21 protein-coding genes are annotated in these 26539 nt (G+C 62.3%); 16 read left to right on the top strand and 5 right to left on the bottom strand.

Features of this window, described 5'->3' with window-relative positions; all coding sequences use genetic code 11:
• Positions 1-10 precede the first annotated feature (10 nt).
• Positions 11-3028, top strand: a complete 3018-nt coding sequence (locus tag ACNFIC_RS19820; RefSeq protein WP_416781672.1) for an FAD-binding and (Fe-S)-binding domain-containing protein — start codon at positions 11-13, stop codon at positions 3026-3028.
• Between the two features lie 501 nt (positions 3029-3529).
• On the opposite strand, the gene ACNFIC_RS19815 is transcribed toward ACNFIC_RS19820, so the two are convergent.
• The 4 genes from ACNFIC_RS19815 to phhA all read right to left on the bottom strand — a co-directional run bounded on the left by ACNFIC_RS19815 (position 3530) and on the right by phhA (position 6372).
• Positions 3530-4720: an MFS transporter gene (locus ACNFIC_RS19815; RefSeq protein ID WP_138218260.1), complete on the bottom strand. Its 1191-nt coding sequence runs from the start codon at positions 4718-4720 to the stop codon at positions 3530-3532.
• Between the two features lie 96 nt (positions 4721-4816).
• Positions 4817-4945 (bottom strand): hypothetical protein, encoded by a 129-nt coding sequence (locus ACNFIC_RS19810; RefSeq protein WP_416781671.1) that lies wholly within the window; start codon positions 4943-4945, stop codon positions 4817-4819.
• Between the two features lie 242 nt (positions 4946-5187).
• Positions 5188-5544: a 4a-hydroxytetrahydrobiopterin dehydratase gene (locus ACNFIC_RS19805; RefSeq protein ID WP_138218259.1), complete on the bottom strand. Its 357-nt coding sequence runs from the start codon at positions 5542-5544 to the stop codon at positions 5188-5190.
• A gap of 39 nt (positions 5545-5583) precedes the next feature.
• The gene (gene phhA, locus ACNFIC_RS19800) at positions 5584-6372 is read right to left on the bottom strand and encodes a phenylalanine 4-monooxygenase (RefSeq protein WP_416781670.1); all 789 of its coding nucleotides are present in this window, start codon (positions 6370-6372) and stop codon (positions 5584-5586) included.
• Between the two features lie 256 nt (positions 6373-6628).
• Here phhA and ACNFIC_RS19795 point away from each other — a divergent pair, with 256 nt between their 5' ends.
• A complete protein-coding gene (locus ACNFIC_RS19795) occupies positions 6629-8188 on the top strand; it encodes a sigma-54-dependent transcriptional regulator (protein WP_138218257.1) in 1560 nt (519 codons plus the stop codon).
• Between the two features lie 95 nt (positions 8189-8283).
• Here ACNFIC_RS19795 and ACNFIC_RS19790 read toward each other — a convergent pair whose 3' ends face one another.
• Positions 8284-8538, bottom strand: a complete 255-nt coding sequence (locus ACNFIC_RS19790) for a DUF2790 domain-containing protein (protein WP_138218256.1) — start codon at positions 8536-8538, stop codon at positions 8284-8286.
• 406 nt (positions 8539-8944) lie between these two features.
• On the opposite strand from ACNFIC_RS19790, the gene acs reads away from it, so the two are divergent.
• The 14 genes from acs to alaS all read left to right on the top strand — a co-directional run bounded on the left by acs (position 8945) and on the right by alaS (position 26482).
• Positions 8945-10906, top strand: coding sequence for an acetate--CoA ligase (gene acs / locus ACNFIC_RS19785; protein WP_138218255.1), 1962 nt, complete (start codon positions 8945-8947; stop codon positions 10904-10906).
• A gap of 576 nt (positions 10907-11482) precedes the next feature.
• Entirely contained in the window at positions 11483-12268 is a 786-nt protein-coding gene (locus ACNFIC_RS19780; protein ID WP_138218254.1) for an ABC transporter substrate-binding protein, read from the top strand.
• A gap of 92 nt (positions 12269-12360) precedes the next feature.
• Positions 12361-13050: an ABC transporter permease gene (locus tag ACNFIC_RS19775; protein WP_138218253.1), complete on the top strand. Its 690-nt coding sequence runs from the start codon at positions 12361-12363 to the stop codon at positions 13048-13050.
• Positions 13047-13745, top strand: coding sequence for an ABC transporter permease (locus ACNFIC_RS19770; RefSeq protein ID WP_138218252.1), 699 nt, complete (start codon positions 13047-13049; stop codon positions 13743-13745). Before ACNFIC_RS19775 ends, ACNFIC_RS19770 begins: the two co-directional genes overlap by 4 nt.
• Before the next feature lie 22 nt (positions 13746-13767).
• On the top strand, positions 13768-14532 hold the full coding sequence (locus ACNFIC_RS19765) for an ABC transporter ATP-binding protein (protein ID WP_138218251.1): 765 nt from the start codon (positions 13768-13770) through the stop codon (positions 14530-14532).
• A gap of 104 nt (positions 14533-14636) precedes the next feature.
• Positions 14637-15617: a transcriptional regulator ArgR gene (gene argR / locus ACNFIC_RS19760; RefSeq protein ID WP_138218250.1), complete on the top strand. Its 981-nt coding sequence runs from the start codon at positions 14637-14639 to the stop codon at positions 15615-15617.
• Between the two features lie 342 nt (positions 15618-15959).
• Complete coding sequence (locus ACNFIC_RS19755) at positions 15960-17180, top strand: aspartate aminotransferase family protein (RefSeq protein ID WP_138218249.1); 1221 nt, start codon at positions 15960-15962, stop codon at positions 17178-17180.
• Between the two features lie 137 nt (positions 17181-17317).
• Positions 17318-18337 (top strand): arginine/ornithine succinyltransferase subunit alpha, encoded by a 1020-nt coding sequence (gene aruF, locus ACNFIC_RS19750; RefSeq protein WP_138218248.1) that lies wholly within the window; start codon positions 17318-17320, stop codon positions 18335-18337.
• 55 nt (positions 18338-18392) lie between these two features.
• The gene (gene astA, locus ACNFIC_RS19745) at positions 18393-19421 is read left to right on the top strand and encodes an arginine N-succinyltransferase (protein WP_138218247.1); all 1029 of its coding nucleotides are present in this window, start codon (positions 18393-18395) and stop codon (positions 19419-19421) included.
• A complete protein-coding gene (gene astD, locus ACNFIC_RS19740) occupies positions 19422-20885 on the top strand; it encodes a succinylglutamate-semialdehyde dehydrogenase (RefSeq protein WP_138218246.1) in 1464 nt (487 codons plus the stop codon).
• 23 nt (positions 20886-20908) lie between these two features.
• Positions 20909-22258 (top strand): N-succinylarginine dihydrolase, encoded by a 1350-nt coding sequence (gene astB / locus ACNFIC_RS19735; RefSeq protein WP_138218245.1) that lies wholly within the window; start codon positions 20909-20911, stop codon positions 22256-22258.
• A 15-nt stretch (positions 22259-22273) separates the two neighbouring features.
• The gene (locus tag ACNFIC_RS19730) at positions 22274-22564 is read left to right on the top strand and encodes a topoisomerase II (protein WP_138218244.1); all 291 of its coding nucleotides are present in this window, start codon (positions 22274-22276) and stop codon (positions 22562-22564) included.
• A 10-nt stretch (positions 22565-22574) separates the two neighbouring features.
• Positions 22575-23582 (top strand): succinylglutamate desuccinylase, encoded by a 1008-nt coding sequence (gene astE / locus ACNFIC_RS19725; protein ID WP_138218243.1) that lies wholly within the window; start codon positions 22575-22577, stop codon positions 23580-23582.
• A 275-nt stretch (positions 23583-23857) separates the two neighbouring features.
• Positions 23858-26482 carry an alanine--tRNA ligase gene (gene alaS, locus ACNFIC_RS19720; RefSeq protein ID WP_138218242.1) on the top strand — a complete coding sequence of 875 codons (2625 nt, stop codon included), beginning with the start codon at positions 23858-23860 and terminating at the stop codon, positions 26480-26482.
• The last annotated feature ends 57 nt before the right edge of the window (positions 26483-26539 follow it).

Below are 26539 nucleotides of genomic sequence, written 5' to 3'. Positions count from 1 at the left end.
CCATCCCCTGATGATCGCCCAGTTGCCGACCCGTGCGCCTGCCGCCAACTATCCTGAATTCCTCGAAGCGCTTAAGAACAGCGGCTTCCGCGGCCAGATCAGCGCCGACTACGGCACCCGCACGGTACTGGCCACCGACAACTCGATCTACCAGCGCCTGCCCCAGGCTGCGGTGTTCCCGCTGGACGCCGACGACGTGGCGAGGGTCGCCACGCTGATGGCCGACCCGCGTTTTCGCGACATCAAGCTGACCCCGCGCGGTGGCGGCACTGGCACCAATGGCCAGTCGCTGACTGATGGCATCGTCGTCGACCTGTCGCGGCACATGAATCGCATCCTCGAGATCAACGTCGAGGAGCGCTGGGTTCGGGTGCAGGCTGGTGTGGTCAAGGATCAGCTCAACGCCGCGCTCAAGCCGCATGGCCTGTTTTTCGCGCCTGAACTGTCCACCTCCAACCGCGCCACCGTCGGCGGCATGATCAACACCGACGCCAGCGGCCAGGGCAGCTGCACCTACGGCAAGACCCGCGACCATGTCCTTGAGCTGAACAGCGTCCTGCTGGGGGGCGAGCGCCTGCACAGCCTGCCGATCGACGACGCCACGCTGGAGCAGGCCTGTGCCGCCCCTGGTCGGGTCGGCGAAGTGTACCGCATGGCCCGCGAGATCCAGCAAACCCAGGCCGAGCTGATCGAAAGCACCTTTCCCAAGCTCAACCGCTGCCTGACCGGTTACGACCTGGCGCACCTGCGCGATGAGCAGGGCCGGTTCAACCTCAATAGCGTGCTGTGCGGCGCCGAGGGCTCGCTGGGCTACGTGGTCGAAGCCAAGCTCAATGTGCTGCCGATCCCAAAATACGCAGTGCTGGTCAACGTGCGCTACACCAGCTTCATGGACGCCCTGCGCGATGCCAATGCGCTCATGGCGCACAAGCCGCTGTCGATCGAGACCGTCGATTCCAAGGTGCTGATGCTGGCGATGAAAGACATCGTTTGGCACAGCGTCGCCGAGTACTTCCCGGCCGACCCCGAGCGGCCGACCTTGGGCATCAATCTGGTGGAGTTCTGCGGCGATGAGCCGGCCGAGGTCAACGCCCGGGTGCAGGCCTTCGTCGAACACTTGCAGGCCGATACCAGCGTCGAGCGCCTGGGTCATACCCTGGCCGAGGGGGCCGAGGCCGTGACCCGGGTGTACGTGATGCGCAAGCGTTCGGTGGGGCTGCTGGGTAACGTCGAGGGCGAAGTACGCCCGCAGCCGTTCGTCGAAGACACTGCCGTGCCGCCGGAACAGTTGGCTGACTACATCGCTGACTTCCGCGCGTTGCTCGATGGCTATGGGCTGGCCTATGGCATGTTCGGCCATGTCGATGCCGGGGTGTTGCACGTACGTCCCGCGCTGGACATGAAGGATCCGGCCCAGGCCGCGCTGGTCAAGCCAATCTCCGATGCGGTGGCGGCACTGACCAAACGTTATGGCGGCCTGCTGTGGGGCGAGCACGGCAAGGGCCTGCGCTCGGAATACGTGCCGGAGTACTTCGGCGAACTGTACCCGGCCTTGCAGCGTCTGAAGGGTGCGTTCGACCCGCACAACCAGCTCAACCCTGGCAAAATCTGCACTCCGCCGGACAGCGCTGAAGGCTTGACCCCGGTCGATGGCGTGACCCTGCGTGGCGACCTCGATCGGACTATCGACGAGCGTGTCTGGCAGGACTTCGGCAGCGCCGTGCACTGCAACGGCAACGGCGCCTGCTACAACTACGACCCCAACGACGCTATGTGCCCGTCGTGGAAGGCCACCCGTGAGCGTCAGCACTCGCCCAAAGGGCGCGCCTCGCTGATTCGCGAATGGCTGCGCTTGCAGGGCGAGGCCAATATCGATGTGTTGGCCGCCGCCCAGCGCAAGGCATCGTGGTTCAAGGGCCTGCCAGCGCGGCTGCGCAACAGCCGGGCCAAACATCAGGGCCAGGCCGATTTCTCCCATGAGGTGTACGACGCCATGGCGGGCTGCCTGGCGTGCAAGTCGTGCGCGGGGCAATGCCCGATCAAGGTCAATGTGCCGGACTTCCGCTCGCGCTTCCTCGAGTTGTACCACGGCCGCTACCAGCGCCCGCTGCGTGACTACCTGATCGGCTCGCTGGAATTCACCATTCCGTACCTGGCCCACGCGCCTGGGCTGTACAACGCGGTGATGGGGTCGAAGTGGGTCAGTCGCTTGCTGGCGGACAAGATCGGCATGCTCGACAGCCCGCTGATCAGCCGCTTCAACTTCCAGTCCACCCTGACCCGCTGCCGGGTTCAGGTGGCCAGCGTGCCGGCCCTGCGCGAACTGACGCCTGCCCAGCGCGAGCGCAGTATCGTGCTGGTGCAGGACGCTTTCACCCGCTACTTCGAGACGCCGCTGCTGGCGGCGTTCATTGAGCTGGCCCATCGCCTGGGCCACAAGGTATTCCTGGCGCCCTACAGCGCCAACGGCAAGCCGCTGCATGTGCAGGGCTTCCTTGGCGCGTTCGCCAAGGCGGCGATCCGCAATGCCACCCAGCTCAAGGCGTTGGCGGACTGTGGTGTGCCTCTGGTGGGCTTGGACCCGGCCATGACCCTGGTGTATCGCCAGGAGTACCAGAAGGTCGATGGCGTGGACTGCCCGCCCGTGCTGCTGCCTCAGGAGTGGCTGATGGATGTGCTGCCTGAGCAGGCTGCGCCTGGCGCGGGCAGCTTCCGTCTGATGGCCCACTGCACCGAGAAAACCAACGTGCCGGCCAGCACCAAGCAGTGGGAGCAGGTGTTCGCGCGCATAGGGCTCAAGCTGGCCACCGAGGCCACTGGTTGCTGCGGCATGTCCGGCACCTATGGGCACGAGGCGCGTAACCAGCAGACCTCGAAGACCATTTTCGAGCAGTCCTGGGCGACCAAGCTGGACAAGGACGGTGAGGCGTTGGCGACCGGCTATTCGTGCCGCAGCCAGGTCAAGCGCATGACCGAGAAACAGTTGCGCCATCCGCTGGAGGTGGTGCTGCAGTACGCGCAGCGCTGAGTGGTCTCAAGCCTGCACCGGCCTCTTCGCGGGTAAACTGGGGCGCCGAACCACCGCTCCCACAGGATTGCGCGAAACCTGAATCCAGCGCTGTACCTGTAGGAGATCACCCAGCCCTTTGGGCTGCGCTGTCGCGCAGAGAACTGATTTCGCAAGCGCTCCGCGTACCCTGTGGGAGCGGGCTTGCCGGAGTGCCGGACCACCGCGAAGCAGGCGACTCGGTGTATGGCACCGGCTTTGCCGGTGTTCGCGGGCAAGCCCGCTCCCACAGATTCCTTCTAAATCAACAAGTTATATGTAGTTCTATGAGAGCGGCCTTGTGCCGCGAACACCGGTGTAGCCGGTGCCACCTACCGCGCCGCCTGCTTCGCGGTGGTCCGGCACTCCGGCAAGCCCGCTCACACAGGATTGCGCAGGGTCTCAAGCTTGCGCTGTACCTGTGAGAGCGGCGGTTCGGCGCCCCGGTTTACCCGCGAAGAGGCTGGCGCAGATTCGAGCAGATCAGCTGTTCTGGCGCAGTCGCCGTGCCTGCCGGTACAGATACAAACTCAACACCAATCCACACGCCGCCGCCGCTGCGGCAAACAAAAACATCGAAGCGAACCCGAACCCCGCTGCCACCGCGCCCACCAGTGGGCCGGTGATCCCCAACGACAGGTCGATGAACAGCGAGTACGCGCCCACCGCCGCGCCCCGGTTGGCCGCCGACACTTGATTGACCGCCTCGACCCCCAGTGCGGGGAACACCAGCGAGAAGCCGAACCCGCTCAATGCCGCACCGGCCAAGGCCAGGTGCGGGTTGGGCGCCAACCACAGCATCAGCAGCCCCAGCGTCTCCACCGACAGGCAGGCGATGGCCACGCGAAAGCCGCCAATACGGTTGATCAGGTTGCCGAACATCAGCCGCGCGCAAATGAAGCTAGCGCCGAACAGGCTCAGGGTCAGAGCTGCGTTCGGCCAGTTGCGACTGGTGTAGTACAGGGTGATGAATGTGGCGATTGTACCGAAGCCGATCGAGCCCAGGGCCAGCCCCGACCCATGTGGGAAGACTTTGCCCAATACCCGCAGGAACGGCAGGCGCACGCCAGCCACCACCGGGGCGGCGCGCTTGGGCCAGGCCAGCAACACCCCCAGCACGCCGAGCAGGATGATGCTCACGCCCATGCTCCACATCCCGAGGTTCTTGACCATCAGTACGCCCAGCGGCGCGCCGATGGCCAGTGCGCCGTAGCTGGCAATGCCGTTCCAAGAGATGACCTTGGCGGTATTGTTCGCGCCAACCCGGCCAATGCCCCAGCCGATCGAGCCCGAGCCCACCAAGCTTTCAGCGCTGCCTAGCACCAGGCGACCGATCAGCAGGCACGCAAGGCTCAGCCAAGGCCAGGCCGTGAGGAAGTTGCAGGCCAGCATGAATACGCCGCTCAGGCCGCAGCCGGCCAAACCCCACATGACCGCCTTTTTGCTGCCGAGGTTGTCGATGATGCGGCTGGCGGTCGGGCGGCTGAGCAGGGTGGCGAGGTACTGCACACTGATCACCAGGCCCGCGATTACGGCGCTGAAGCCCAGTTGGTTGTGTACATAGCCTGGCAGGACGGCGAGGGGAATGCCGATGTTCAGGTAGCCGATGAAGGTGAACAGAACGATGGAGACGACTTGCAGGGTGACCGCAAGGGGGCGCGGTGAATCGGGCATGGGGCCTTCGGTGGGCAGAGGGTCTGGACGGTGTGAAAACGCGATGACGGGGAGGTTCCCACAAGCCAGCCGTTTTCACACTGTCGATGGGCGCGGTTAGTCCTGGTCGGCGCTGGATTGATCGTCGTTGCCAGGTTCGACGGCAGGCGTCGGTTCGGCGTGGGCAGCAACGGATTGCTCTTCGGGGTTCAGGCTTGGGAAGGGAAGATTCGGGATTTCATGCATCTCGTCGTTCCTCGCAAGTGTGAGTGAGAAGGCTGCGCTTGGCGCGTGAGGGCTTCGAAAAGCTGGGGCAGGATACCGCAGTGCGGATGACAGTTTGAAAATTTTCCGGCACGTCTGTCGGTTTTGCGTGCGGATATCGGACGGGGAGGAGGTCGTGAGTGTATTGATAGTCTGGGCGCAAGCAAGGCACTTGCGGGTACCGCGAGCACCGGCGAAGCCGGTGCCATCCACGTGGTACGTACCTATTTGCGGCCTTCTGCGCCTTTCGCCACCTCATCGGTGCGTGCGCACATGATGAAGTCGTTGCGGTGCAGGCCCTTGATCGAGTGGCTCCACCAGGTAACGGTGACCTTGCCCCATTCGGTCAGCAAGCCTGGATGATGGCCTTCGGCCTCGGCGATGTCGCCGACGGCGTTGGTGAAGGCCAGGGCGTGCTTGAAGTTCTTGAACAGGAACACACGCTCAAGCTCCATGTGGCCGTCGCGTACTTCGATGCTCCAGTCCGGGATCTCGCGGATCAGCTCCGCCAGCTCTTCATCGGTAACCTTCGGCGCGTCGGCGCGGCAGGCTTCGCAGTGGGCTTGGTTCAAGGCATTCATGGTGATTTTCCGGTTTGAATTGTTATCGACAAGGGCGGCTCACGCCGCCGCCTTCGGGGGAAACTTCGGGGCATGTAGCCCCAACTGCATGGCCTGTTGGACCATGCCTGCGATGTCCTCGTGAGCCAGGTCGAACAGGCGCTTGAGGTTGGGTAGCACGAAGTACACAGGCTGCAGGATATCGATACGGTATGGCGTGCGCATGGCCTCGATGGGGTCGAAGGCCTGGTACTCAGGCTCGCCGGACAGGCTGTAGACCGTCTCCTTGGGCGAGGAAAGGATGCCGCCGCCATAGATCTTGCGGCCCTGGGCGGTGTCCATCAGGCCAAATTCGATGGTCATCCAGTACAAGCGTGCCAGGAACACGCGCTGTTCCTTGCTCGCGGCCAGGCCAAGCTTGCCGTAGGTGTGGGTGAATTCGGCGAAGAATGGGTTGGTCAGCAGCGGGCAGTGGCCGAAGATCTCGTGGAAGATGTCGGGCTCTTGCAGGTAGTCCAGCTCCTGCGGTGTGCGGATGAAGGTGGCCACCGGGAAGCGCTTGCTGGCCAGCAGCTCGAAGAACGTCTGGAACGGGATCAGCGCCGGCACCCGGGCGACCTGCCACCCGGTCGTGGCGCCCAGCACTTTGTTGATCTCGCCCAACTGCGGGATGCGCTCATGTGGCAGCTTGAGCTGCTCGATGCCGTCGAGATATTCCTGGCACGCCCGGCCTTCGATGACCTTCATCTGACGGGTGATCAGGGTGTTCCATACCCCATGCTCTTGCTCGGGGTAGTCGATAAAGCCGTGCGCATCGGGCTCGCGTGCCACGTAGTGCGTCTGTTTCATGTGGCTCTCCAGGTGAGGGCTTCTTGTTATGAGTGGAACATGCCCTAGAAATATCCCGGCCAGAGCAGCTTTGCAGGGGGGAGAGGCTGAGGTACACGGCGGCGCGATCGCTGTTTTTGTAACGTTTATTTTACAAAGATCGCGATGTCGCGGAAAATCGGGTGCCTGAGGCTGGCTGTCGTGGGGTTTTTGTCAGCTTATCTTTACGACTTTTCTGCGTGACGAAGCGAAACTTCCCGCGCTCCTGGGGTTTTCCATGCGTATCAAAGTGCATTGCCAGAACCGCATCGGCATTCTGCGCGACATCCTCAACCTGTTGGTCGAGTACGGTATCAACGTGCTGCGTGGCGAAGTCGGCGGCGACCATGGCAATGCCATCTACCTGCATTGCCCGAACTTGATCAACTTGCAGTTCCAGGCGCTGCGGCCGAAGTTCGAGTCCATCGCCGGGGTGTTCGGGGTCAAGCGGGTCGGGCTGATGCCCAGTGAGCGGCGGCACATGGAACTCAACGCGTTGTTGGGGGCGCTGGATTTCCCGGTGCTGTCGGTCGATATGGGGGGCAGTATCGTCGCCGCCAACCGGACGGCTGCGCAGTTGCTCGGGGTGCGCGTGGATGAGGTGCCGGGGTTGCCGCTGTCACGCTATGTCGAGGATTTTGACCTGCCAGAGTTGGTGCGGGCTAACCAGTCGCGCATCAATGGGCTGCGCATCAAGGTCAAGGGCGATGTGTTCCTGGCCGACATTGCTCCGCTGCAATCGGAGCACGATGACAGCGAGGCATTGGCAGGCGCGGTACTGACCCTGCACCGCGCCGACCGTATTGGCGAGCGCATCTATAACGTACGCAAGCAGGAACTGCGGGGCTTTGACAGTATCTTTCAAAGCTCGCGGGTCATGGCCGCGGTGGTGCGCGAGGCGCGGCGCATGGCGCCGCTGGACGCGCCGCTGTTGATCGAGGGCGAAACGGGTACTGGCAAGGAACTGCTGGCGCGTGCCTGTCACCTGGCCAGCCCGCGTGGCCAGGCGCCGTTGATGGCCCTCAATTGCGCGGGCTTGCCCGAGTCGATGGCCGAAACCGAGCTGTTCGGCTACGGCCCAGGTGCCTTCGAGGGGGCACGGGCCGAGGGCAAGCTCGGGTTGCTGGAGCTGACTGCCGGGGGCACTTTGTTCCTCGATGGGGTTGGCGAGATGAGCCCTCGCTTGCAGGTGAAATTGCTGCGTTTTCTCCAGGATGGATGCTTCAGGCGGGTCGGCAGCGACGAGGAGGTGTACCTGGATGTGCGGGTGATTTGCGCGACCCAGGTCGACCTGTCCGAATTGTGCGCGCGCGGCGAGTTCCGCCAGGACCTGTATCACCGTTTAAACGTGCTGTCGTTGCACATTCCGCCGTTGCGTGAGTGCATGGATGGGCTGGATGGGCTGGTACAGCACTTCCTCGACCAAGCCAGTCGGCAGATCGGTTGTGCAATGCCGCGCTTGTTACCCACGGCGATGGACAAGTTGGCGCACTATCATTGGCCAGGCAATGTACGGCAATTGGAAAATGTATTATTCCAGGCCGTTTCATTATGCGAAGGCGGCGTGGTGAAGGCGGAGCATATTCGTCTGCCAGATTATGGTGCACGTCAGCCGTTGGGTGAATTTTCCCTGGAGGGCGATCTTGCGCAGATTGTCGGGCGCTTTGAAAAAGCGGTGTTGGAACGTTTGCTGAATGACTTTCCAAGTAGTCGGGCGCTGGGCAAAAGATTAGGTGTTTCACACACGACGATTGCCAATAAATTACGTGATTATGCCGTGGGCAAGTCGGCGCAGTGAAATAGAAAGTTCGCGTGTCGAGCGGATCTCAAGGGCCGGCCTGCGGCCACATGATTGTCGTGGTGCAGGCCGGTCTGGCGATGGGGTTGGGCGAATCAACCGTTGGAGCAACCGTTGCCCATGACGCGGTATTCGAGAATGTGCTTCTGGCCCTTGGAGTCCTCGTAGGTCATGCGCGCGGGCACCACTTCGCAGACATTCGGAACTTCGCTCATGGAAATGACGCGGGCGATATCCAAGTGCTGCGCGTAACTGTACTGTTCGACCGGAATCTGCTCGGCATCTTTTGCCTCGCCGGCCATTGCCGCGCCGCAAAGACTGCCAAGTACCAATACCAGTAAAGCTTTCATTTTCAATTTACCTGTCTAAGGTCGTAAGGGGGCACGCGGCGCTTGTGGCGCCGCGAGTACAACGAGTTTCAATGTTCTGAATGAACTGCCGATTAACTTGCCTGCGTGGGGGTGTTAGCGGAAGTTAATCGCGTTGCCGTTGCTGGCGAGATGAATTTTAGGGGCGCTGGCGCGCCTGAAACAGAGCGGGTTTTGATAAAGACTGTTGGCGGAATCTGTAACAATCACCGCTCGACAGTAAAGCGGTCTTTGTGGAAGTGGCTGTATGCCATGATCTAGAGCGGTCGTTCCATTTTCCCGGGGGTGCAGTCGGTCGTGTTACTACCAACGTCGAATGGCCTATGACGCTCTGGTACAGTTACAAACGGTCCCATACAAAAACAACTATTACACCGAGGTAACACAGATGAGTGCGGCTCCACTGTATCCCGTTCGTCCCGAGGTTGCGGCCAGTACCCTGACCGACGAGGCCACCTACAAGGCCATGTACCAGCAATCGGTGATCAACCCGGACGGATTCTGGCGCGAGCAAGCCCAGCGTCTGGACTGGATCAAGCCTTTCACCAAGGTCAAGCAGACCTCGTTCGACGACCATCATGTCGATATCAAGTGGTTCGCCGATGGCACTCTGAACGTTTCCTCAAACTGCCTGGATCGTCACCTCGAAACGCGCGGCGACCAGTTGGCGATCATCTGGGAAGGCGATGACCCTTCCGAGCACCGCAACATCACCTACCGCGAACTTCACGAGCAGGTCTGCAAGTTCGCCAACGCCTTGCGTGGCCAGGACGTGCACCGTGGCGATGTGGTGACCATCTACATGCCAATGATCCCTGAGGCCGTCGTCGCCATGCTGGCGTGCGCCCGTATTGGCGCGATCCACTCGGTCGTGTTCGGTGGTTTTTCTCCCGAGGCCCTGGCTGGGCGCATCATCGACTGCAAATCCAAGGTGGTGATCACCGCCGACGAAGGGGTGCGCGGTGGCCGCCGCACGCCGCTCAAGGCCAATGTCGACCTGGCCCTGACCAACCCTGAAACCAATAGCGTGCAGAAGATCATCGTGTGCAAGCGCACCGGTGGCGACATCGCCTGGCACCAGCATCGCGACATCTGGTACGAAGACCTGATGAAGGTCGCCTCCAGCCACTGCGCGCCGAAGGAAATGGGGGCCGAAGAAGCGCTGTTTATCCTTTACACTTCCGGTTCCACCGGCAAGCCCAAGGGGGTGTTGCACACCACTGGCGGTTATCTGGTGTATGCCGCACTGACCCATGAGCGGGTCTTCGACTATCGCCCGGGCGAGGTGTACTGGTGCACCGCGGATGTGGGTTGGGTCACCGGCCACAGCTATATCGTGTATGGCCCGCTGGCCAATGGTGCGACCACCTTGCTGTTCGAAGGCGTGCCTAACTACCCGGACATCACTCGTGTGTCGAAGATCATCGACAAACACAAGGTCAACATCCTCTACACCGCCCCTACCGCCATTCGCGCCATGATGGCCGAAGGCCAGGCTGCGGTGGCCGGTGCCGACGGTTCCAGCCTGCGTCTGCTGGGTTCGGTAGGTGAGCCGATCAACCCGGAAGCCTGGAACTGGTACAACAAGGCCGTGGGCAAGGAGCGTTGCCCGATCGTCGATACCTGGTGGCAGACTGAAACCGGCGGCATCCTGATCAGCCCGCTGCCGGGTGCCACGGCGCTCAAGCCTGGCTCAGCCACGCGTCCGTTCTTCGGCGTGGTGCCGGCACTGGTGGACAACCTGGGTAACCTGATCGATGGCGCCGCGGAAGGCAACTTGGTGATCCTCGACTCCTGGCCGGGCCAGTCGCGTTCGCTGTACGGCGACCACGACCGCTTCGTCGATACCTACTTCAAGACCTTCCGCGGCATGTACTTCACCGGTGACGGTGCGCGTCGCGACGAAGACGGCTACTACTGGATCACAGGCCGGGTGGACGATGTGCTCAACGTCTCGGGCCACCGTATGGGGACCGCCGAGATCGAAAGCGCCATGGTCGCCCACTCGAAAGTCGCCGAGGCGGCGGTGGTGGGCGTGCCGCACGACATCAAGGGGCAGGGTATCTATGTGTACGTCACCCTCAATGCAGGCGAAGAGCCGAGTGAGCAGCTGCGCCTGGAACTGAAGAACTGGGTGCGCAAGGAAATCGGCCCGATTGCCTCGCCGGACGTGATCCAGTGGGCCCCGGGATTGCCGAAGACGCGTTCGGGCAAGATCATGCGACGTATCCTGCGCAAGATCGCCACCGGCGAATACGACGCACTGGGTGATATCTCCACGTTGGCTGATCCGGGTGTGGTGCAGCACCTGATCGACACCCACAAGGCCATGAGCCTGGCGTCGGCCTGATCGAGGCAAGCCGTGTCGGTGGCGTGCGAGCGGCGTTAGGGCCAGATCTGCCCTGACAGACATCGCACCGGCTATGTGAAGCCGCCTAATGAAAACCCCGCCGGGCAACCGGCGGGGTTTTTGCTTTACTCAAGGGAGGAGGGAACTGTTACTCCGACATTCATCGGTAACTGATGTTGTCGGAGCTTTCGCACAATGCTGGGGCTTGTGGAAACACTCATGCGCCAAACCGGGGCGTTTTCGTCGTCTTTTTACCTGAGGTGACACGCTGGACTTGCCGGAATTCAAGGGTTTGCGAATAATGGGCCCGCTTATTGCTTTGGATAAAGGTTATTTTCCTTTTGCTCTTGCATAATTTGCAAGGGCTGTCAATATCGCCCGCCGCGGTTTCAGGCGCTTCTATAACTAGTTGTCGCTTTGAAGAAATATCGACTAAAGGGCTGTCGTTAGAATGCCACTCACTCGCTCGTGGTCTGCGACCTTGGTCGAAACCTGCGCGGCTCGCGTTGTACCCATTCGCATAGCGGGCAGCCGTTACAACTGCCTCGTATTGCCCCGTACCGATGGAGTTACCTGATGAAGAAGCTCGCACTGTTTGGCGCCCTGGCGCTTTCCATGTTTTCCCTGGTATCGCAGGCCGATGAAAAGCCGTTGAAGATCGGTATCGAGGCTGCTTACCCACCCTTCGCCTTCAAGCAGCCTGATGGCAGTATTGCTGGGTTCGACTACGACATCGGCAACGCCCTGTGCGAAGAGATGAAAGCCAAGTGCACCTGGGTCGAACAGGAGTTCGACGGCCTGATCCCGGCGCTGAAAGTGCGCAAGATCGACGCGATCCTGTCGTCGATGTCGATCACCGAAGACCGCAAGAAATCCGTCGATTTCACCAAGCGCTACTACCTCACCCCAGCGCGCCTGGTCATGAAGGAAGGCGCTGTGGTCAGCGATAGCCTCGATGAGCTCAAGGGCAAGAAGATTGGCGTACAGCGCGGCTCGATCCATGACCGCTTCGCCAAGGAAGTGCTGGCCCCCAAAGGCGCTACTGTCGTGCCGTATGGCACGCAGAACGAAATCTACCTGGATGTCGCTGCCGGTCGCCTGGACGGCACCGTGGCTGATGCGACCCTGCTCGAAGACGGTTTCCTGAAAACCGATGCCGGCAAAGGCTTCGCCTTCGTCGGTCCGGCGTTCACCGACGTGAAATACTTCGGCGACGGTGTGGGTATCGCTGTGCGCAAGGGCGACAAGGCTAACGCCGAGCGTATCAACGCCGCGATCGACGCCATCCGCGCTAACGGCAAATACCAGGCAATCGAGAAGAAGTACTTCAACTTCGATATCTACGGTCCGGAATCCAAGTAAGCCGTCGAGTCTCACCTGTGCAATGGTGCAAACAGCAGGATCGCTGAGGTTTGCACCATTTTTTCATTCCCAAGCCCTGAGGAATTCCAATCATGTTGAAAGGCTATGGGGCAGTCATCCTCGACGGGGCGTGGCTGACGCTGCAGCTCGCCCTGTCGTCGATGGCCCTGGCCATCGTCCTCGGCCTGATCGGCGTGGCGCTGCGCTTGTCGCCGGTGCGTTGGCTGGCCTGGCTGGGGGATCTGTACTCCACGGTGATCCGTGGCATCCCGGACCTGGTACTGATCCTGCTGATCTTCTACGGTGGCCAGGACATCATCAACCGGGTCGCGCCGCTGGTTGGCTATGACGACTACATCGACCTGAACCCGATGGCGGCCGGTATCGGTACGTTGGGCTTCATTTTCGGTGCCTATCTTTCGGAAACCTTCCGTGGCGCCTTCCTGGGGATTCCCAAGGGCCAGGCCGAGGCCGGTGCGGCGTATGGCATGAGCGGGGTGCAGGTATTCTTCCGAATCATGGTGCCGCAGATGATCCGTCTGGCGATTCCAGGTTTCACCAACAACTGGCTGGTACTGACCAAGGCCACGGCACTGATTTCGGTGGTGGGCCTGCAAGATATGATGTTCAAGGCCAAGCAGGCTGCCGACGCCACCCGCGAACCCTTCACCTTCTTCCTGGCGGTGGCTGCGTTGTACCTGGTGCTCACCAGTGTCTCGCTGCTGGCGCTGAAGTACCTCGAGAAGCGCTACTCGGTTGGCGTCAAGGTGGCTGAGCTATGATTTTCGACTACAACGTGATCTGGGAGGCCATGCCGCTGTACGTGGGCGGCCTGCTGACCACCCTCAAATTGCTGGCGCTGTCGCTGTTCTTTGGCCTGCTGGCGGCGATTCCGCTGGGCTTGATGCGAGTGTCGAAACAGCCGCTGGTGAATATGAGCGCCTGGCTCTACACCTACGTGATCCGTGGCACGCCGATGCTGGTGCAATTGTTCCTGATCTACTACGGCCTGGCTCAGTTCGAGGCGGTGCGCGAGAGCGTCCTGTGGCCGTGGCTGTCCAGTGCGACCTTCTGCGCTTGCCTTGCGTTCGCCATCAATACCAGTGCCTACACCGCCGAGATCATCGCCGGCAGCCTCAAGGCCACGCCGCACGGTGAGATCGAGGCGGCCAAGGCGATTGGCATGTCGCGCATGAAGATGTACCGCCGCATCCTGCTGCCCTCGGCGCTGCGCCGTGCGCTGCCGCAGTACAGTAATGAGGTGATCATGATGTTGCAGACCACCAGCCTGGCGTCGATCGTCACCCTGATCGATATCACCGGTGCCGCACGCACGGTCAATGCCCAGTACTACCTGCCTTTCGAGGCCTACATCACGGCAGGCGTGTTCTACCTGTGCCTGACCTTCATCCTCGTACGCCTGTTCAAGATGGCCGAACGCCGCTGGCTCGGCTACCTGGCGCCGCGCAAGCACTGACCGCTCTGTGAGAACCGACAGCATGTACAAACTTCAAATCCAGGACCTGCACAAGCGCTACGGCAGCCACGAGGTCCTCAAGGGCGTCTCCCTCGAGGCCAAGGCGGGCGATGTGATCAGCATCATCGGCTCCAGCGGCTCGGGCAAGTCCACCTTCCTGCGCTGCATCAACCTGCTCGAGCAGCCCCACGGCGGCAAGATCCTGCTCAATAACGAAGAACTCAAACTGGTGGCTGGCAAGGATGGCGCGCTCAGGGCTGCCGACCCGAAGCAGCTGCAGCGCATGCGTTCGCGCCTGTCGATGGTGTTCCAGCACTTCAACCTGTGGTCGCACATGACGGCCCTTGAGAACATCATCGAGGCACCGGTTCACGTGCTGGGCGTGAACAAGAAAGAGGCCCTGGAAAAGGCTGAACACTACCTGGCCAAGGTGGGTGTGGCCCATCGCAAGGACGCTTTCCCGGGGCATATGTCGGGGGGCGAGCAGCAGCGCGTGGCAATCGCCCGCGCCTTGGCCATGGAGCCTGAGGTGATGCTGTTCGATGAACCCACCTCGGCGCTCGACCCGGAGCTGGTAGGCGATGTGCTCAAGGTGATGCAGTCGCTGGCCCAGGAGGGTCGCACCATGGTCGTGGTTACCCATGAGATGGGCTTTGCCCGCGAGGTTTCCAACCAGCTGGTGTTCCTGCACAAAGGGTTGGTGGAGGAGCGTGGCTGCCCGCGCGAAGTGCTGGTCAATCCGCAGTCGGAGCGGCTCAAGCAGTTCCTCTCGGGCAGCCTGAAGTAAAGCTGCACTTTTGCACCAGAATGGGGCATGCTGCGTGGTGCACGTAGCCTGCTTCCTGCGCCACAGGCGCGCACCACCTTCTTTCAGGTTTCGGACCACGCCCTATGACCACCCAGCGAATCGGATTTCTCATCTGGCCCAGCACGCGGCCGCTGACCCTGGCGTTGGCCGAAGAAGTGTTGCTGGTGGCTCAGCGGGTGCATCCGGATGTGGTCTACGAGCAGGTATTCCTGCACGCCGAAGCGGCTCAGGAGGGCGCCTGGCGCTTGCCGGGCGAGGCCTGGAATGGGCGCCTGGAAGGTTGCCATAAGCTCTTTCTGATGGCGGATGAGCCGCCTGCCGCGGTAGGTGCGGCGTTGTCTGCGGCGCTCAAGCAACTGGCCCGGGGTGGCTGCATGATCGGCGGCTTGTCGGCTGGCGTGTATCCACTGGCTGCATTGGGTTTGCTCGATGGCTACCGGGCCGCAGTTCATTGGCGCTGGCAGGACGATTTCGCCGAGCGCTTCCCCAAAGTGATCGCTACCAGTCACCTGTTCGACTGGGATCGTGACCGCCTGACGGCCTGCGGCGGCATGGCACTGACCGACCTGCTGCTGGCGGTGCTGGCCCGCGACCATGGTGCGGAGCTGGCGGGCGCGGTGTCCGAGGAGCTGGTGGTCGAGCGCATTCGTGAAGGGGGCGAGCGGCAACGTATTCCGCTGCAAAACCGTCTAGGTTCTAGCCATCCCAAGCTCACCCAGGCCGTGCTGCTGATGGAGGCCAATATCGAAGAGCCTTTGACCACGGATGAAATCGCCCAGCACGTGTGCGTCTCGCGGCGTCAGCTGGAGCGCATCTTCAAGCAGTACCTGAGCCGCGTGCCGAGTCAGTATTACCTGGAGCTGCGCCTGAACAAGGCGCGGCAGATGCTGATGCAGACCAGCAAGTCGATCATCCAGATCGGCTTGTCGTGCGGATTCTCGTCCGGGCCGCATTTCTCCAGCGCCTACCGCAACTTCTTTGGCGCCACCCCGCGTGAAGACCGCAACCAGCGGCGCAGCAGCAGCCCGTTCGAGCTGAGTTCGGCGCCTGCCGAAAAGGGCTGATTTCTTTATTGCTTGTGCTGGCCCTTTTCGCGGGCAAGCCCGCTCCCACTGGACCTGCACAGCATTTGAAACCTGTGCGGTCCCTGTGGGAGCGGGCTTACCCGCGAAAGGGCCGGGACAGGTAACATCCTTTCTTATGTGAACACCCGTTCACCCAGCCCCTGTCTCCCTTTACACTGCGCGATTGCGACACTGTTTGTCGCATTGCCGAAAGCCTTGTTAAAACAGGGTTTGGCGCTGTAACAAGTTGTCGCCTGGCAGCAAGGACAGGCGCCGATCAGTCCTTACAATCCCCCCATCGCTGGCCACTTCCAGACCAGCGTTCCTCTTCAGGAGACTCAGATGTCCGTTGAGCAAGCCCCGGTGCAACGTGCCGATTTCGACCAGGTGATGGTCCCCAATTATTCTCCGGCGGCCTTCATTCCTGTGCGAGGCGAGGGTTCCCGAGTATGGGACCAGTCGGGTCGCGAGCTGATCGACTTTGCCGGCGGCATCGCCGTCAACGCGCTGGGTCACTGCCATCCGGCGTTGGTCAAGGCCCTGACCGAGCAGGCCAACACCCTCTGGCACGTCTCTAATGTGTTCACCAACGAGCCGGCACTGCGCCTGGCGCACAAGCTGGTGGACGCGACCTTCGCTGACCGGGCGTTCTTCTGCAACTCCGGCGCCGAGTCCAACGAAGCGGCCTTCAAGCTGGCCCGTCGCGTGGCCCACGACCGTTTCGGTGCGGAAAAAAACGAGATCATCGCCACCGTCAACAGCTTCCACGGCCGCACCCTGTTCACCGTGAGCGTGGGTGGCCAGCCGAAGTACTCTGACGGTTTCGGCCCGAAGATCACCGGCATCAGCCACGTGCCATACAACGACCTGGAAGCGCTCAAGGCACAGATTTCCGACAAGACCTGCGCTGTGGTGATTGAGCCGATCCAGGGTGAGAGCGGCGTGGTGCCGGCTGATAAGGCCTACCTGGAAGGCGCGCGCAAGCTGTGTGACGAGCACAATGCCCTACTGATCTTCGATGAAGTGCAGACCGGCGTTGGCCGCACCGGCTCGCTGTATGCCTACCAGCACTACGGCGTGACCCCGGATATCCTGACCAGCGCCAAGAGCCTGGGCGGCGGTTTCCCGATCGGCGCGATGCTGACCACCAGCGAGCTTGCCAAGCACCTGGCCGTCGGCACCCACGGCACCACCTATGGCGGCAACCCGCTGGGCTGCGCGGTGGCGTGTGCGGTGCTGGACGTGATCAACACCCCCGAGACCCTGGCGGGCATCAAGGCCAAGCACGCGCGTTTCAAGACCCGTCTCGAGAAGATCGGCCAGGATACCGGCCTGTTCAGCTTGGTGCGCGGCGTGGGCTTGCTGATCGGCTGCGTGCTGAGCGAGGCCTGGAAGGGCAAGGCCAAGGACGTGCTCAACGCGGCTGAAAAAGAAGGCGTCATGGTGCTGCAGGCAGGCCCTGACGTGGTGCGTTTCGCCCCGAGCCTGGTGATCGAGGATGCCGACATCGACGAAGGCATGGACCGTTTCGAGCGCGCCGTGGCGCAACTGATCAAGGCCTGACCGGCCTTGTTCGCCGGCCCTGTGCAGGGCCGGCGGCACCTGAATTCAAGGCGGGCACCTGCTGGCAGGTGGTGGCGTGTGCCCGCTGTTTTTCCGTGTCGATGTGAGCGGCACGCTTTCCCCAAAGGAGTGACACCATGCTGGTGATGCGCCCCGCGCAAATGGCGGATCTGAACGAAGTGCAGCGCATGGCTGCCGACAGTCCGGTGGGTGTCACCTCGCTACCGGACGATGCCGGCCGCCTGGGCGACAAGATCGCCGCCTCGGAAACCTCCTTCGCCGCCGAAGTGAGCTTCAACGGTGAAGAGAGCTATTTCTTCGTGCTCGAGGACAGCGACACCGGCAGGCTCGTCGGGTGCTCGGCCATCGTCGCCTCGGCCGGCTATTCCGAACCGTTCTACAGCTTTCGCAACGAAACCTTCGTGCATGCCTCGCGCGAGCTGAAAATCCACAACAAGATTCATGTGCTGTCGCTGTGCCATGACCTGACCGGCAACAGCCTGCTGACCAGCTTCTATGTGCTGCCCGAGTTGGTGGACAGCGGCTGGGCCGAGCTGAATTCGCGCGGCCGCCTGCTGTTCATGGCCTCGCACCCTGAGCGTTTCGCCGATGCAGTGGTCACCGAAATCGTCGGCTACAGCGACGAGCAGGGTGAGTCGCCGTTCTGGGATGCCATCGGACGCAATTTCTTCGACTTGAACTACGCCGATGCCGAGCGTCTGTGCGGCTTGAAGAGCCGTACCTTCCTGGCTGAGCTGATGCCGCATTACCCGATCTACGTGCCGCTGTTGCCTGACCAGGCCCAGGAGGCCATGGGGCAGGTGCACCCGCGCGCGCAGATCACCTTCGACATTCTCATGCGCGAAGGCTTCGAGACCGAACACTACATCGACATTTTCGACGGCGGGCCGACCCTGCATGCGCGCGCCTCGGGCATCCGCTCGATCGCCCAGAGCCGTGTAGTACCGGTCAAGCTCGACGATAGCCCGGTCAAGGGCACGCGCCCGTACCTGGTGTGCAATGGTCAGTTGCAGGATTACCGCGCCGTACTGCTGGAGCTGGATTGGGTGCCGGGCAAACCGGTCATCTTGAATGCACAGGCAGCGGATGCACTGGGTGTCGGCGAGGGCGCCAGTGTGCGCCTGGTCGCGGTCTGAAACGCCGGAACAGTGAGTTTTGCGGCAGGCCACGCCCGCTGCACAAGGAGAAAGCATGATCGTTCGTCCCGTACGCAGCAGCGATTTACCCGCGCTGATCGACCTGGCCCGCAGCACTGGAACTACCGGGCTGACTACACTGCCGGCCAATGAAGAGCGACTCGCCCGGCGTGTGGGTTGGGCCGAGAAGAGTTTCAGCGGCCAAGCCGAGCGCGGCGACACGGACTACCTGTTCGTGCTGGAGAACGATGAGGGCCTGGTGGTGGGCATCAGCGCCATCGCGGGTGCCGTGGGTTTACGCGAGCCTTGGTACAACTACCGGGTCGGCCTGACTGTCAGCGCCTCTCAGGAACTGAACATCTACCGTGAAATCCCCACGTTGTTCCTGGCCAATGACCTGACCGGCAACTCGGAACTGTGCTCGCTGTTCCTGCGCAGCGATTACCGCAGCGGGCGTAACGGTCACCTGCTGTCCAAGTCGCGGATGCTGTTCATCGCCGAATTCCCCGACTTGTTCGGTAAGAAAATCATCGCCGAAATGCGCGGCATGTCTGATGAACACGGCCGTTCGCCTTTCTGGGAAAGCCTGGGCCGACACTTCTTCAAGATGGAGTTCAGCCAGGCCGACTACCTCACCGGCGTTGGCAACAAGTCGTTCATCGCCGAGCTGATGCCCAAGTTCCCGTTGTACACCTGTTTCCTGTCGGAGGCTGCGCGCAGCGCGATTGGTCGCGTGCACCCGGACACCGAGCCTGCGCTGGCGATGCTCAAGCGTGAAGGCTTCAACTACCAGGGGTTCGTCGACATCTTCGACGCCGGCCCTGCCATCGAATGCGAGACCGCCAAAATCCGCGCGGTGCGCGAAAGTCAGACCCTGGTGCTGGCCGTCGGTACCCCGGGCGATGACGCGACGCCTTACATCATCCATAACCGCAAGCGCGATGACTGTCGTATCACTGCCGCCCCCGCGCGCCTGGCAGCCGGTACCTTGGTGGTCGATCCCTTGACCGCCAAGCGCCTACGCATGGGGGTCGGCGACAACGTGCGCGCGGTGCCGCTGACAGCCAGTCGGGAGGCCCAGTAAATGACCACGCATTTCATTGCCGGTGCATGGCAGGCCGGGCTCGGCGAGCCGCTGCAATCGCTCAATCCAGTCACCCAGGCCGTGGTTTGGGCTGGGCAGGGTGCCGATGCGAGCCAGGTCGAGGCCGCCGTTGCGGCGGCGCGCCAGGCTTTCCCTGGCTGGGCGCAACTGAGCCTGGATGCGCGCATCGCCGTCCTCGAAGCATTTGCCGCTTCACTCAAGGCCCGCGCCGACGCGTTGGCGCAGTGCATTGGCGAGGAAACCGGCAAGCCGTTGTGGGAGTCGGCGACTGAAGTTACCAGCATGGTCAACAAGGTGGCGATCTCGGTGCAGAGCTACCGGGAGCGTACCGGCGAAAAAAGCGGCCCACTGGCTGACGCCACCGCTGTGTTGCGGCACAAGCCGCACGGTGTGGTGGCCGTGTTCGGCCCATACAACTTCCCTGGACACCTGCCCAACGGCCATATCGTCCCGGCGCTGTTGGCGGGCAACTGTGTGGTGTTCAAACCCAGCGAGCTGACCCCCAAGGTCGCTGAGCTGACGGTGCAATGCTGGATCGAAGCCGGGTTGCCGGCAGGGGTGCTCAATCTGTTGCAGGGCGCCCGAGAGACAGGCGTCGCCTTGGCTGCCAACCCTGGCATCGACGGCTTGTTCTTCACCGGCTCTAGCCGTACCGGTAACCTGCTGCACCAGCAGTTCGCCGGGCGCCCTGACAAGATTCTCGCCCTGGAAATGGGCGGCAACAATCCGCTGGTGGTCGACGAGGTCAAGGACCTGGATGCGGCGGTGTACACCATCATCCAGTCGGCGTTCATTTCTGCCGGGCAGCGCTGCACGTGTGCCCGTCGTCTGCTGGTGCCGCAAGGCGCCTGGGGCGACCGTTTGCTTGCGCGCCTGGTGGAAGTCAGCCGTGGCCTGAGCGTCGGCGCCTTTGATCAGCAACCGGCGCCGTTCATGGGCTCGGTGATTTCGCTGCAGGCTGCACAGGCGCTGCTGACAGCCCAGGCCGAACTGCTCGGCAAGGGCGCTGTGGCCCTTTTGCCAATGACCCAGCCGCAGGTCGGTTCCGCGTTGCTCACCCCTGGTCTGCTGGATGTCACCGGGGTGGCCGGGCGCCCGGACGAAGAGTTGTTTGGGCCGCTGTTGCAGGTGATTCGCTACGCCGACTTCGATGCTGCCATCGAGGAGGCCAATAACACCCAATATGGCCTGGCCGCTGGCCTGTTGTCGGACTCCAACGCGCGCTACCAGCACTTCTGGTTGCGCAGCCGTGCAGGTATCGTCAACTGGAACAAGCAACTGACTGGCGCTGCCAGCAGCGCGCCGTTCGGGGGTGTCGGTGCCAGTGGCAACCACCGCGCCAGTGCGTATTACGCAGCCGACTATTGCGCCTACCCTGTGGCATCGCTGGAGACCGCCAGCCTTGCATTGCCGGCGACTCTGACGCCGGGCGTCACCCTATAACAACCGGTCTCGGAGCCTAGCCGATGAAATCCTACGAAGTGAATTTTGATGGCCTGGTGGGGCCGACCCACAACTATGGCGGCTTGTCCTACGGCAACGTGGCCTCGCAGAGCAACAGCCAGCAGGGTTCCAACCCGCGCGAAGCGGCGCGCCAGGGCCTGGCGAAGATGAAAGCGTTGATGGACATGGGCTTCAAGCAGGGCGTGCTGGCTCCGCAAGAGCGCCCGGATGTGGCAGCACTGCGCCGCCTGGGCTTCTCGGGCAGTGACGCCGAGGTGATTCAAGGTGCCGCCAAGCAAGCCATGCCCTTGCTGGTGGCCAGTTGCTCGGCGTCGAGTATGTGGGTGGCCAACGCCGCGACCGTCAGCCCGAGCGCCGATACTGCCGATGGTCGCGTGCACTTCACTGCCGCCAACCTCAATTGCAAGTACCACCGCAGCATCGAGCACCCGACCACCAGCCGCGTGCTGGGGGCGATGTTCCACGACGCGCGCGTTTTTGCCCATCACGAGGCGCTGCCGGCAGTGGCGCAGTTCGGTGACGAAGGGGCGGCCAATCACACGCGTTTCTGCCGCAGCTACGGCGAGGCCGGCGTCGAGTTCTTCGTCTACGGCCGCAGCGCCTTCGACAGCCGCTACCCGGCGCCTCAGAAGTATCCGGCGCGCCAGACCCTGGAGGCTTCGCAGGCAGTGGCGCGTCTGCACGGGCTGAGCGAGGGTGGGGTGGTCTACGCTCAACAAAATCCCGCGGTGATCGACCAGGGGGTGTTCCACAACGATGTGATCGCGGTGGGCAACGGTGAGGTGCTGTTCTACCACGAGGACGCGTTTCTTGAAACCGAAGCGGTGCTTGCCCAGCTGCAGGCTAAACTGGCCAGCAAGGGCGGTAATTTCCAGGGCATTTGCGTGCCGCGTTCGGCGGTTACGGTAGAGGACGCAGTGCGCTCCTACCTGTTCAACAGCCAGTTGCTCAGCCGCGACGACGGCTCGATGCTGCTGGTCGTGCCGGAGGAGTGTCGCAACAACGAGCGCGTATGGGACTACTTGCAGCAACTCACCCACCAAGGCGGTGCGGTGAAGGAGGTCAAGGTATTCGACCTCAAGCAGAGCATGCAGAACGGCGGCGGCCCGGCTTGCCTGCGCTTGCGCGTGGCGCTGAAAGAATCGGAACTGGCGGCGGTCAATCCAGGCGTTATCATGACCGCCCCGCTGTACGACACCCTGGTGCAGTGGGTCGACAAGCACTACCGCGATCGCCTCGGTGAAGCGGACCTGGCCGACCCACAGTTGCTGGACGAATGCCGCACGGCACTGGATGAACTGACCGGCATTCTCAAGCTGGGCTCGGTCTATCCGTTCCAACGCCAACCTTGATAGAGAGAATTTGCAATGTCCGATGCCCTGCGCCTGATCCTGGAAGATGAAGACGGCACCCAGCTGGAAACTTCCTGCACCCGCTTTGCCGTGGTCTGGCAAGGCAAGGAGGTCTGGATTCAGCAGGACGGCCGTGGCCAGTTGCTGATCGGTGTCGACGTCGAGGAAGGCGATGCGGAGTACGCCAACCTGCTGCTGCGCCCGATGGCCACCAACCTGGTGAGCCTGCAACTGGAGATGGAACCGGCCGATGCCGGTGAAGACGACGATCACGTCCACGGCCCGGACTGCGGCCACCACCACTAAGGAAGCGCCTATGCTCGCCCTTGGCAAATTGCTTGAGCTGACCCTGACCGATCACGAACCGGCCGAGAAGACCCAAGTGACTCCCAGGGGCGTGCGTTTGCGCTGGCTGGGGGAGGGCGCGCTGGAGGTGCGTCCGCCCGAAGCCGAGGACTGCCAGCTCGACCTGTTGCTGTCGGCCGGGATCCATGGCAACGAGACTGCGCCGATCGAGCTGCTTGAACGGCTCCTGCATGGGGTGGCCAACGGCAAGATCAAGCCTCGGGCCAGGATATTGTTCCTGTTCGGCAATCCGGCGGCGATCCGCAAGGGCGAGCGTTTCATCGAGCAGGATATCAATCGCCTGTTCAATGGCCGGCATGAGCTTTCCAGTGGGTTCGAGGCGTTGCGTGCTGCAGAGCTCGAGCAGTTCGCTCGGGTGTTCTTCAGCAAGCCTGAGCGTACCCGCCTGCACTACGACCTGCACACGGCCATTCGTGGCTCGAAAATCGAGCAGTTCGCACTTTATCCGTACAAGGAAGGGCGCAAGCACTCGCGCCGCGAGTTGGCCCGCCTGGCGGCGGCCGGTATGGAAGCGGTGCTATTGCAGAGCAAGTCATCGATTACCTTCAGCGCTTTCACCTACGAGCAGCTCGACGCCGAGGCCTTTACCCTGGAGCTGGGCAAGGCGCGTCCGTTCGGGCAGAACGAGCAGGTCAATCTTGATCGGCTCGAAGCGCGGCTGATTCAGATCATCGAGCACACCGAGCCTGAAACCGAGCAGTCCCTCGAGGGCCTGAAACTGTTCAGCGTGGCCCGTGAGATCATCAAGCACAGTGACAATTTCCACCTGCACCTGCCCGCAGACATCGAGAACTTCTCCGAACTGAGCAAGGGCTACCTGCTGGCCGAGGACCTCGCCGAGACGCGCTGGATCGTGGAGGAGGAGGGGGCGCGGATCATCTTCCCTAACCCCAAGGTACGCAATGGCTTGCGCGCCGGCATTCTGATCGTGCCGGATTCGGGGCAGCGCCTGGACTGACGGCCGCCCGCGCGTTTAGGTGGGATCCTGATCGGGGTTGAATGCCCTTTCATCAGCACCTATTCGCTTTTCCCCTCCCTTGGCTGCTAATCGGCTTGCCAGTGACGAAAGCCTGCATTTAGCATCGCGCCATGTCTTTTTGGTTTTCAAGCCGCTAAAAACCGTCCAAACGACGGTTTCTATCGCATAAACACACTGCACCCAGACTGCAGGACCGATATAATGCGGCCCTTTGCCGTCGTTTCGACGTGGCCGCCGTTTCCGTGGAAGAACCTATGAAAAGCGCAGAAATCCGTGAAGCCTTCCTTCGCTTCTTCGAAGAGCAGGGACACACTCGCGTCGCCTCCAGCTCCCTGATCCCGGGTAATGACCCGACCCTGCTGTTCACCAATGCCGGTATGAACCAGTTCAAGGACTGCTTCCTCGGTCAGGAAAAACGCGCCTACACCCGCGCGGCCAGCAGCCAGAAATGCGTGCGCGCCGGCGGCAAGCACAACGACCTGGAAAACGTCGGCTACACCGCTCGTCATCACACCTTCTTCGAAATGCTGGGCAACTTCAGCTTCGGTGACTACTTCAAGCGCGATGCCATCACCTTCGCCTGGACCTTCCTGACCTCGGACAAGTGGCTGAACCTGCCGAAGGAGAAACTCTGGGTCACCGTCTACGCCAGTGACGACGAAGCCTACGACATTTGGACCAAGGAAGTCGGTGTGCCGGCCGAGCGCATGGTGCGCATCGGTGACAACAAAGGCGCCCCGTACGCCTCCGACAACTTCTGGACCATGGGCGACACCGGCCCTTGCGGCCCGTGCACCGAGATCTTCTATGACCACGGCGCCGACATCTGGGGCGGCCCGCCTGGCTCGCCGGAAGAAGACGGTGACCGTTACATCGAGATCTGGAACAACGTCTTCATGCAGTTCAACCGCACTGCCGATGGCGTCCTGCACCCGCTGCCAGCCCCGTCGGTGGACACCGGCATGGGCCTTGAGCGCATCAGTGCGGTGATGCAGCACGTGCACTCGAACTACGAGATCGACCTGTTCCAGAACCTGCTGGACGCGGCGGCCAAGGCCATCGGTTGCAGCAACGAAGGCCAGGCTTCGCTGAAAGTGGTCGCCGACCACATCCGCTCCTGCGGCTTCCTGATCGCCGACGGCGTGCTGCCGTCCAACGAAGGCCGCGGCTACGTGCTGCGCCGCATCATTCGTCGCGCTTGCCGGCATGGCAACAAGCTGGGGGCCAAAGGCAGCTTCTTCTATCAGATCGTCGCGGCCCTGGTGGCCGAGATGGGCGAGGCCTTCCCGGAACTCAAAGGCCAGCAGGCACACATCGAGCGCGTGCTCAAGGCTGAAGAAGAGCAGTTCGCCAAGACCCTGGAGCAGGGCCTGCGTATCCTCGAACAGGACCTGGCCCAGCTCGAGGGTTCGGTAGTGCCGGGTGATGTGGTGTTCAAGCTGTACGACACCTACGGCTTCCCGATGGACCTGACCGGCGACATCGCCCGCGAGCGCGAACTGACCCTCGACGAGGCCGGTTTCGAGCGGGAAATGGAAGCTCAGCGCGAGCGTGCCCGTTCCGCCAGCGCCTTTGGCATGGACTACAACAGCCTGGTCAAGGTCGACACGGCTACCGATTTCCTCGGTTACGACGTCACCGAAGGCCAGGGCAAGGTGATTGCCCTGTACAAGGACGGTCAGGCTGTCGAGCAGTTGGGCGAAGGCGAGCAGGGCGTCGTGGTCCTGGACCGCACCCCGTTCTATGCCGAGTCCGGTGGCCAGGTGGGCGACACCGGCTTCCTGCAAGCCGGTGCAGTGCGCTTCGACGTGCGTGACACCACCAAGACCGGTGGCGCCTTCCTGCACCACGGCGTAGTCGCCAGCGGTGCGCTGAGCGTCGGGGCCACGGTCGAGGCCAAGGTCGACGCCGAGGTGCAGCACGCCACGTCGCTGAACCACTCCGCGACCCACTTGCTGCACGAAGCGCTGCGCCAGGTGCTGGGCGAGCACGTGCAGCAGAAGGGCTCGTTGGTCGACAGCCAGCGCCTGCGTTTTGACTTCAGCCACTTCGAGGCGGTCAAGCCTGAGCAGATCAAGGCCCTGGAAGAAATCGTCAACCGCGAAGTTCGGCGCAATACCGAAGTGCAAACCGAGCTGACCGACATCGAGACTGCCAAGGCCAAGGGCGCCATGGCGTTGTTCGGTGAGAAGTACGGCGATACCGTGCGTGTGTTGAGCATGGGCGGCGACTTCTCCGTCGAGCTGTGCGGTGGTATCCACGCCAAGCGTACCGGCGACATCAGCCTGTTCAAGATCATCAGCGAGGGCGGTGTGGCCTCTGGCGTACGCCGTATCGAAGCGGTCACCGGCGCTGCTGCACTGGCCTACCTGAACGCTGCCGAAGAGCAGGTCAAGGAAGCTGCGCAACTGGTCAAGGGCAACCGTGACAACCTGATCGACAAGCTGTCGGCTGTGCTTGAGCGCAACCGTCAGCTGGAAAAGCAGCTCGAGCAGCTGCAAGCCAAGGCCGCCAGCGCCGCCGGGGACGATCTCTCCAATGCGGCCGTTGAGGTCAAGGGTGCCAAGGTGCTCGCCGCCCGCCTGGATGGGCAGGATGGCAAGGCGCTGCTGGCGCTCGTCGATCAACTGAAGAACAAGCTCGGCCACGCAGTGATCCTGCTGGGCAGTGAGCATGAGGGCAAGGTCGTGCTGGTGGCTGGCGTGACCAAGGACCTCTCCGGCCAACTCAAGGCTGGCGACCTGATGAAACAAGCCGCTGCGGCGGTCGGTGGCAAGGGCGGTGGTCGCCCGGATATGGCCCAGGGCGGTGGCGTTGACGTCGCAGCCTTGGACAGCGCCCTGGCCTTGGCAGTGCCGTTCGCCGAGCAGGGACTTTGAGATGCAGGGGCGGCGGCCTGGTCGCCGTCCCTCATGTTGGATTGTTTTTTGGGGCCC

Source organism: Pseudomonas sp. NY15463, assembly GCF_048068415.1.
Lineage (GTDB): Bacteria > Pseudomonadota > Gammaproteobacteria > Pseudomonadales > Pseudomonadaceae > Aquipseudomonas > Aquipseudomonas mosselii_C.
The sequence above is the reverse complement of the archived record's forward strand: the minus strand, read 5'-3'. Positions and strand labels throughout refer to the sequence as shown.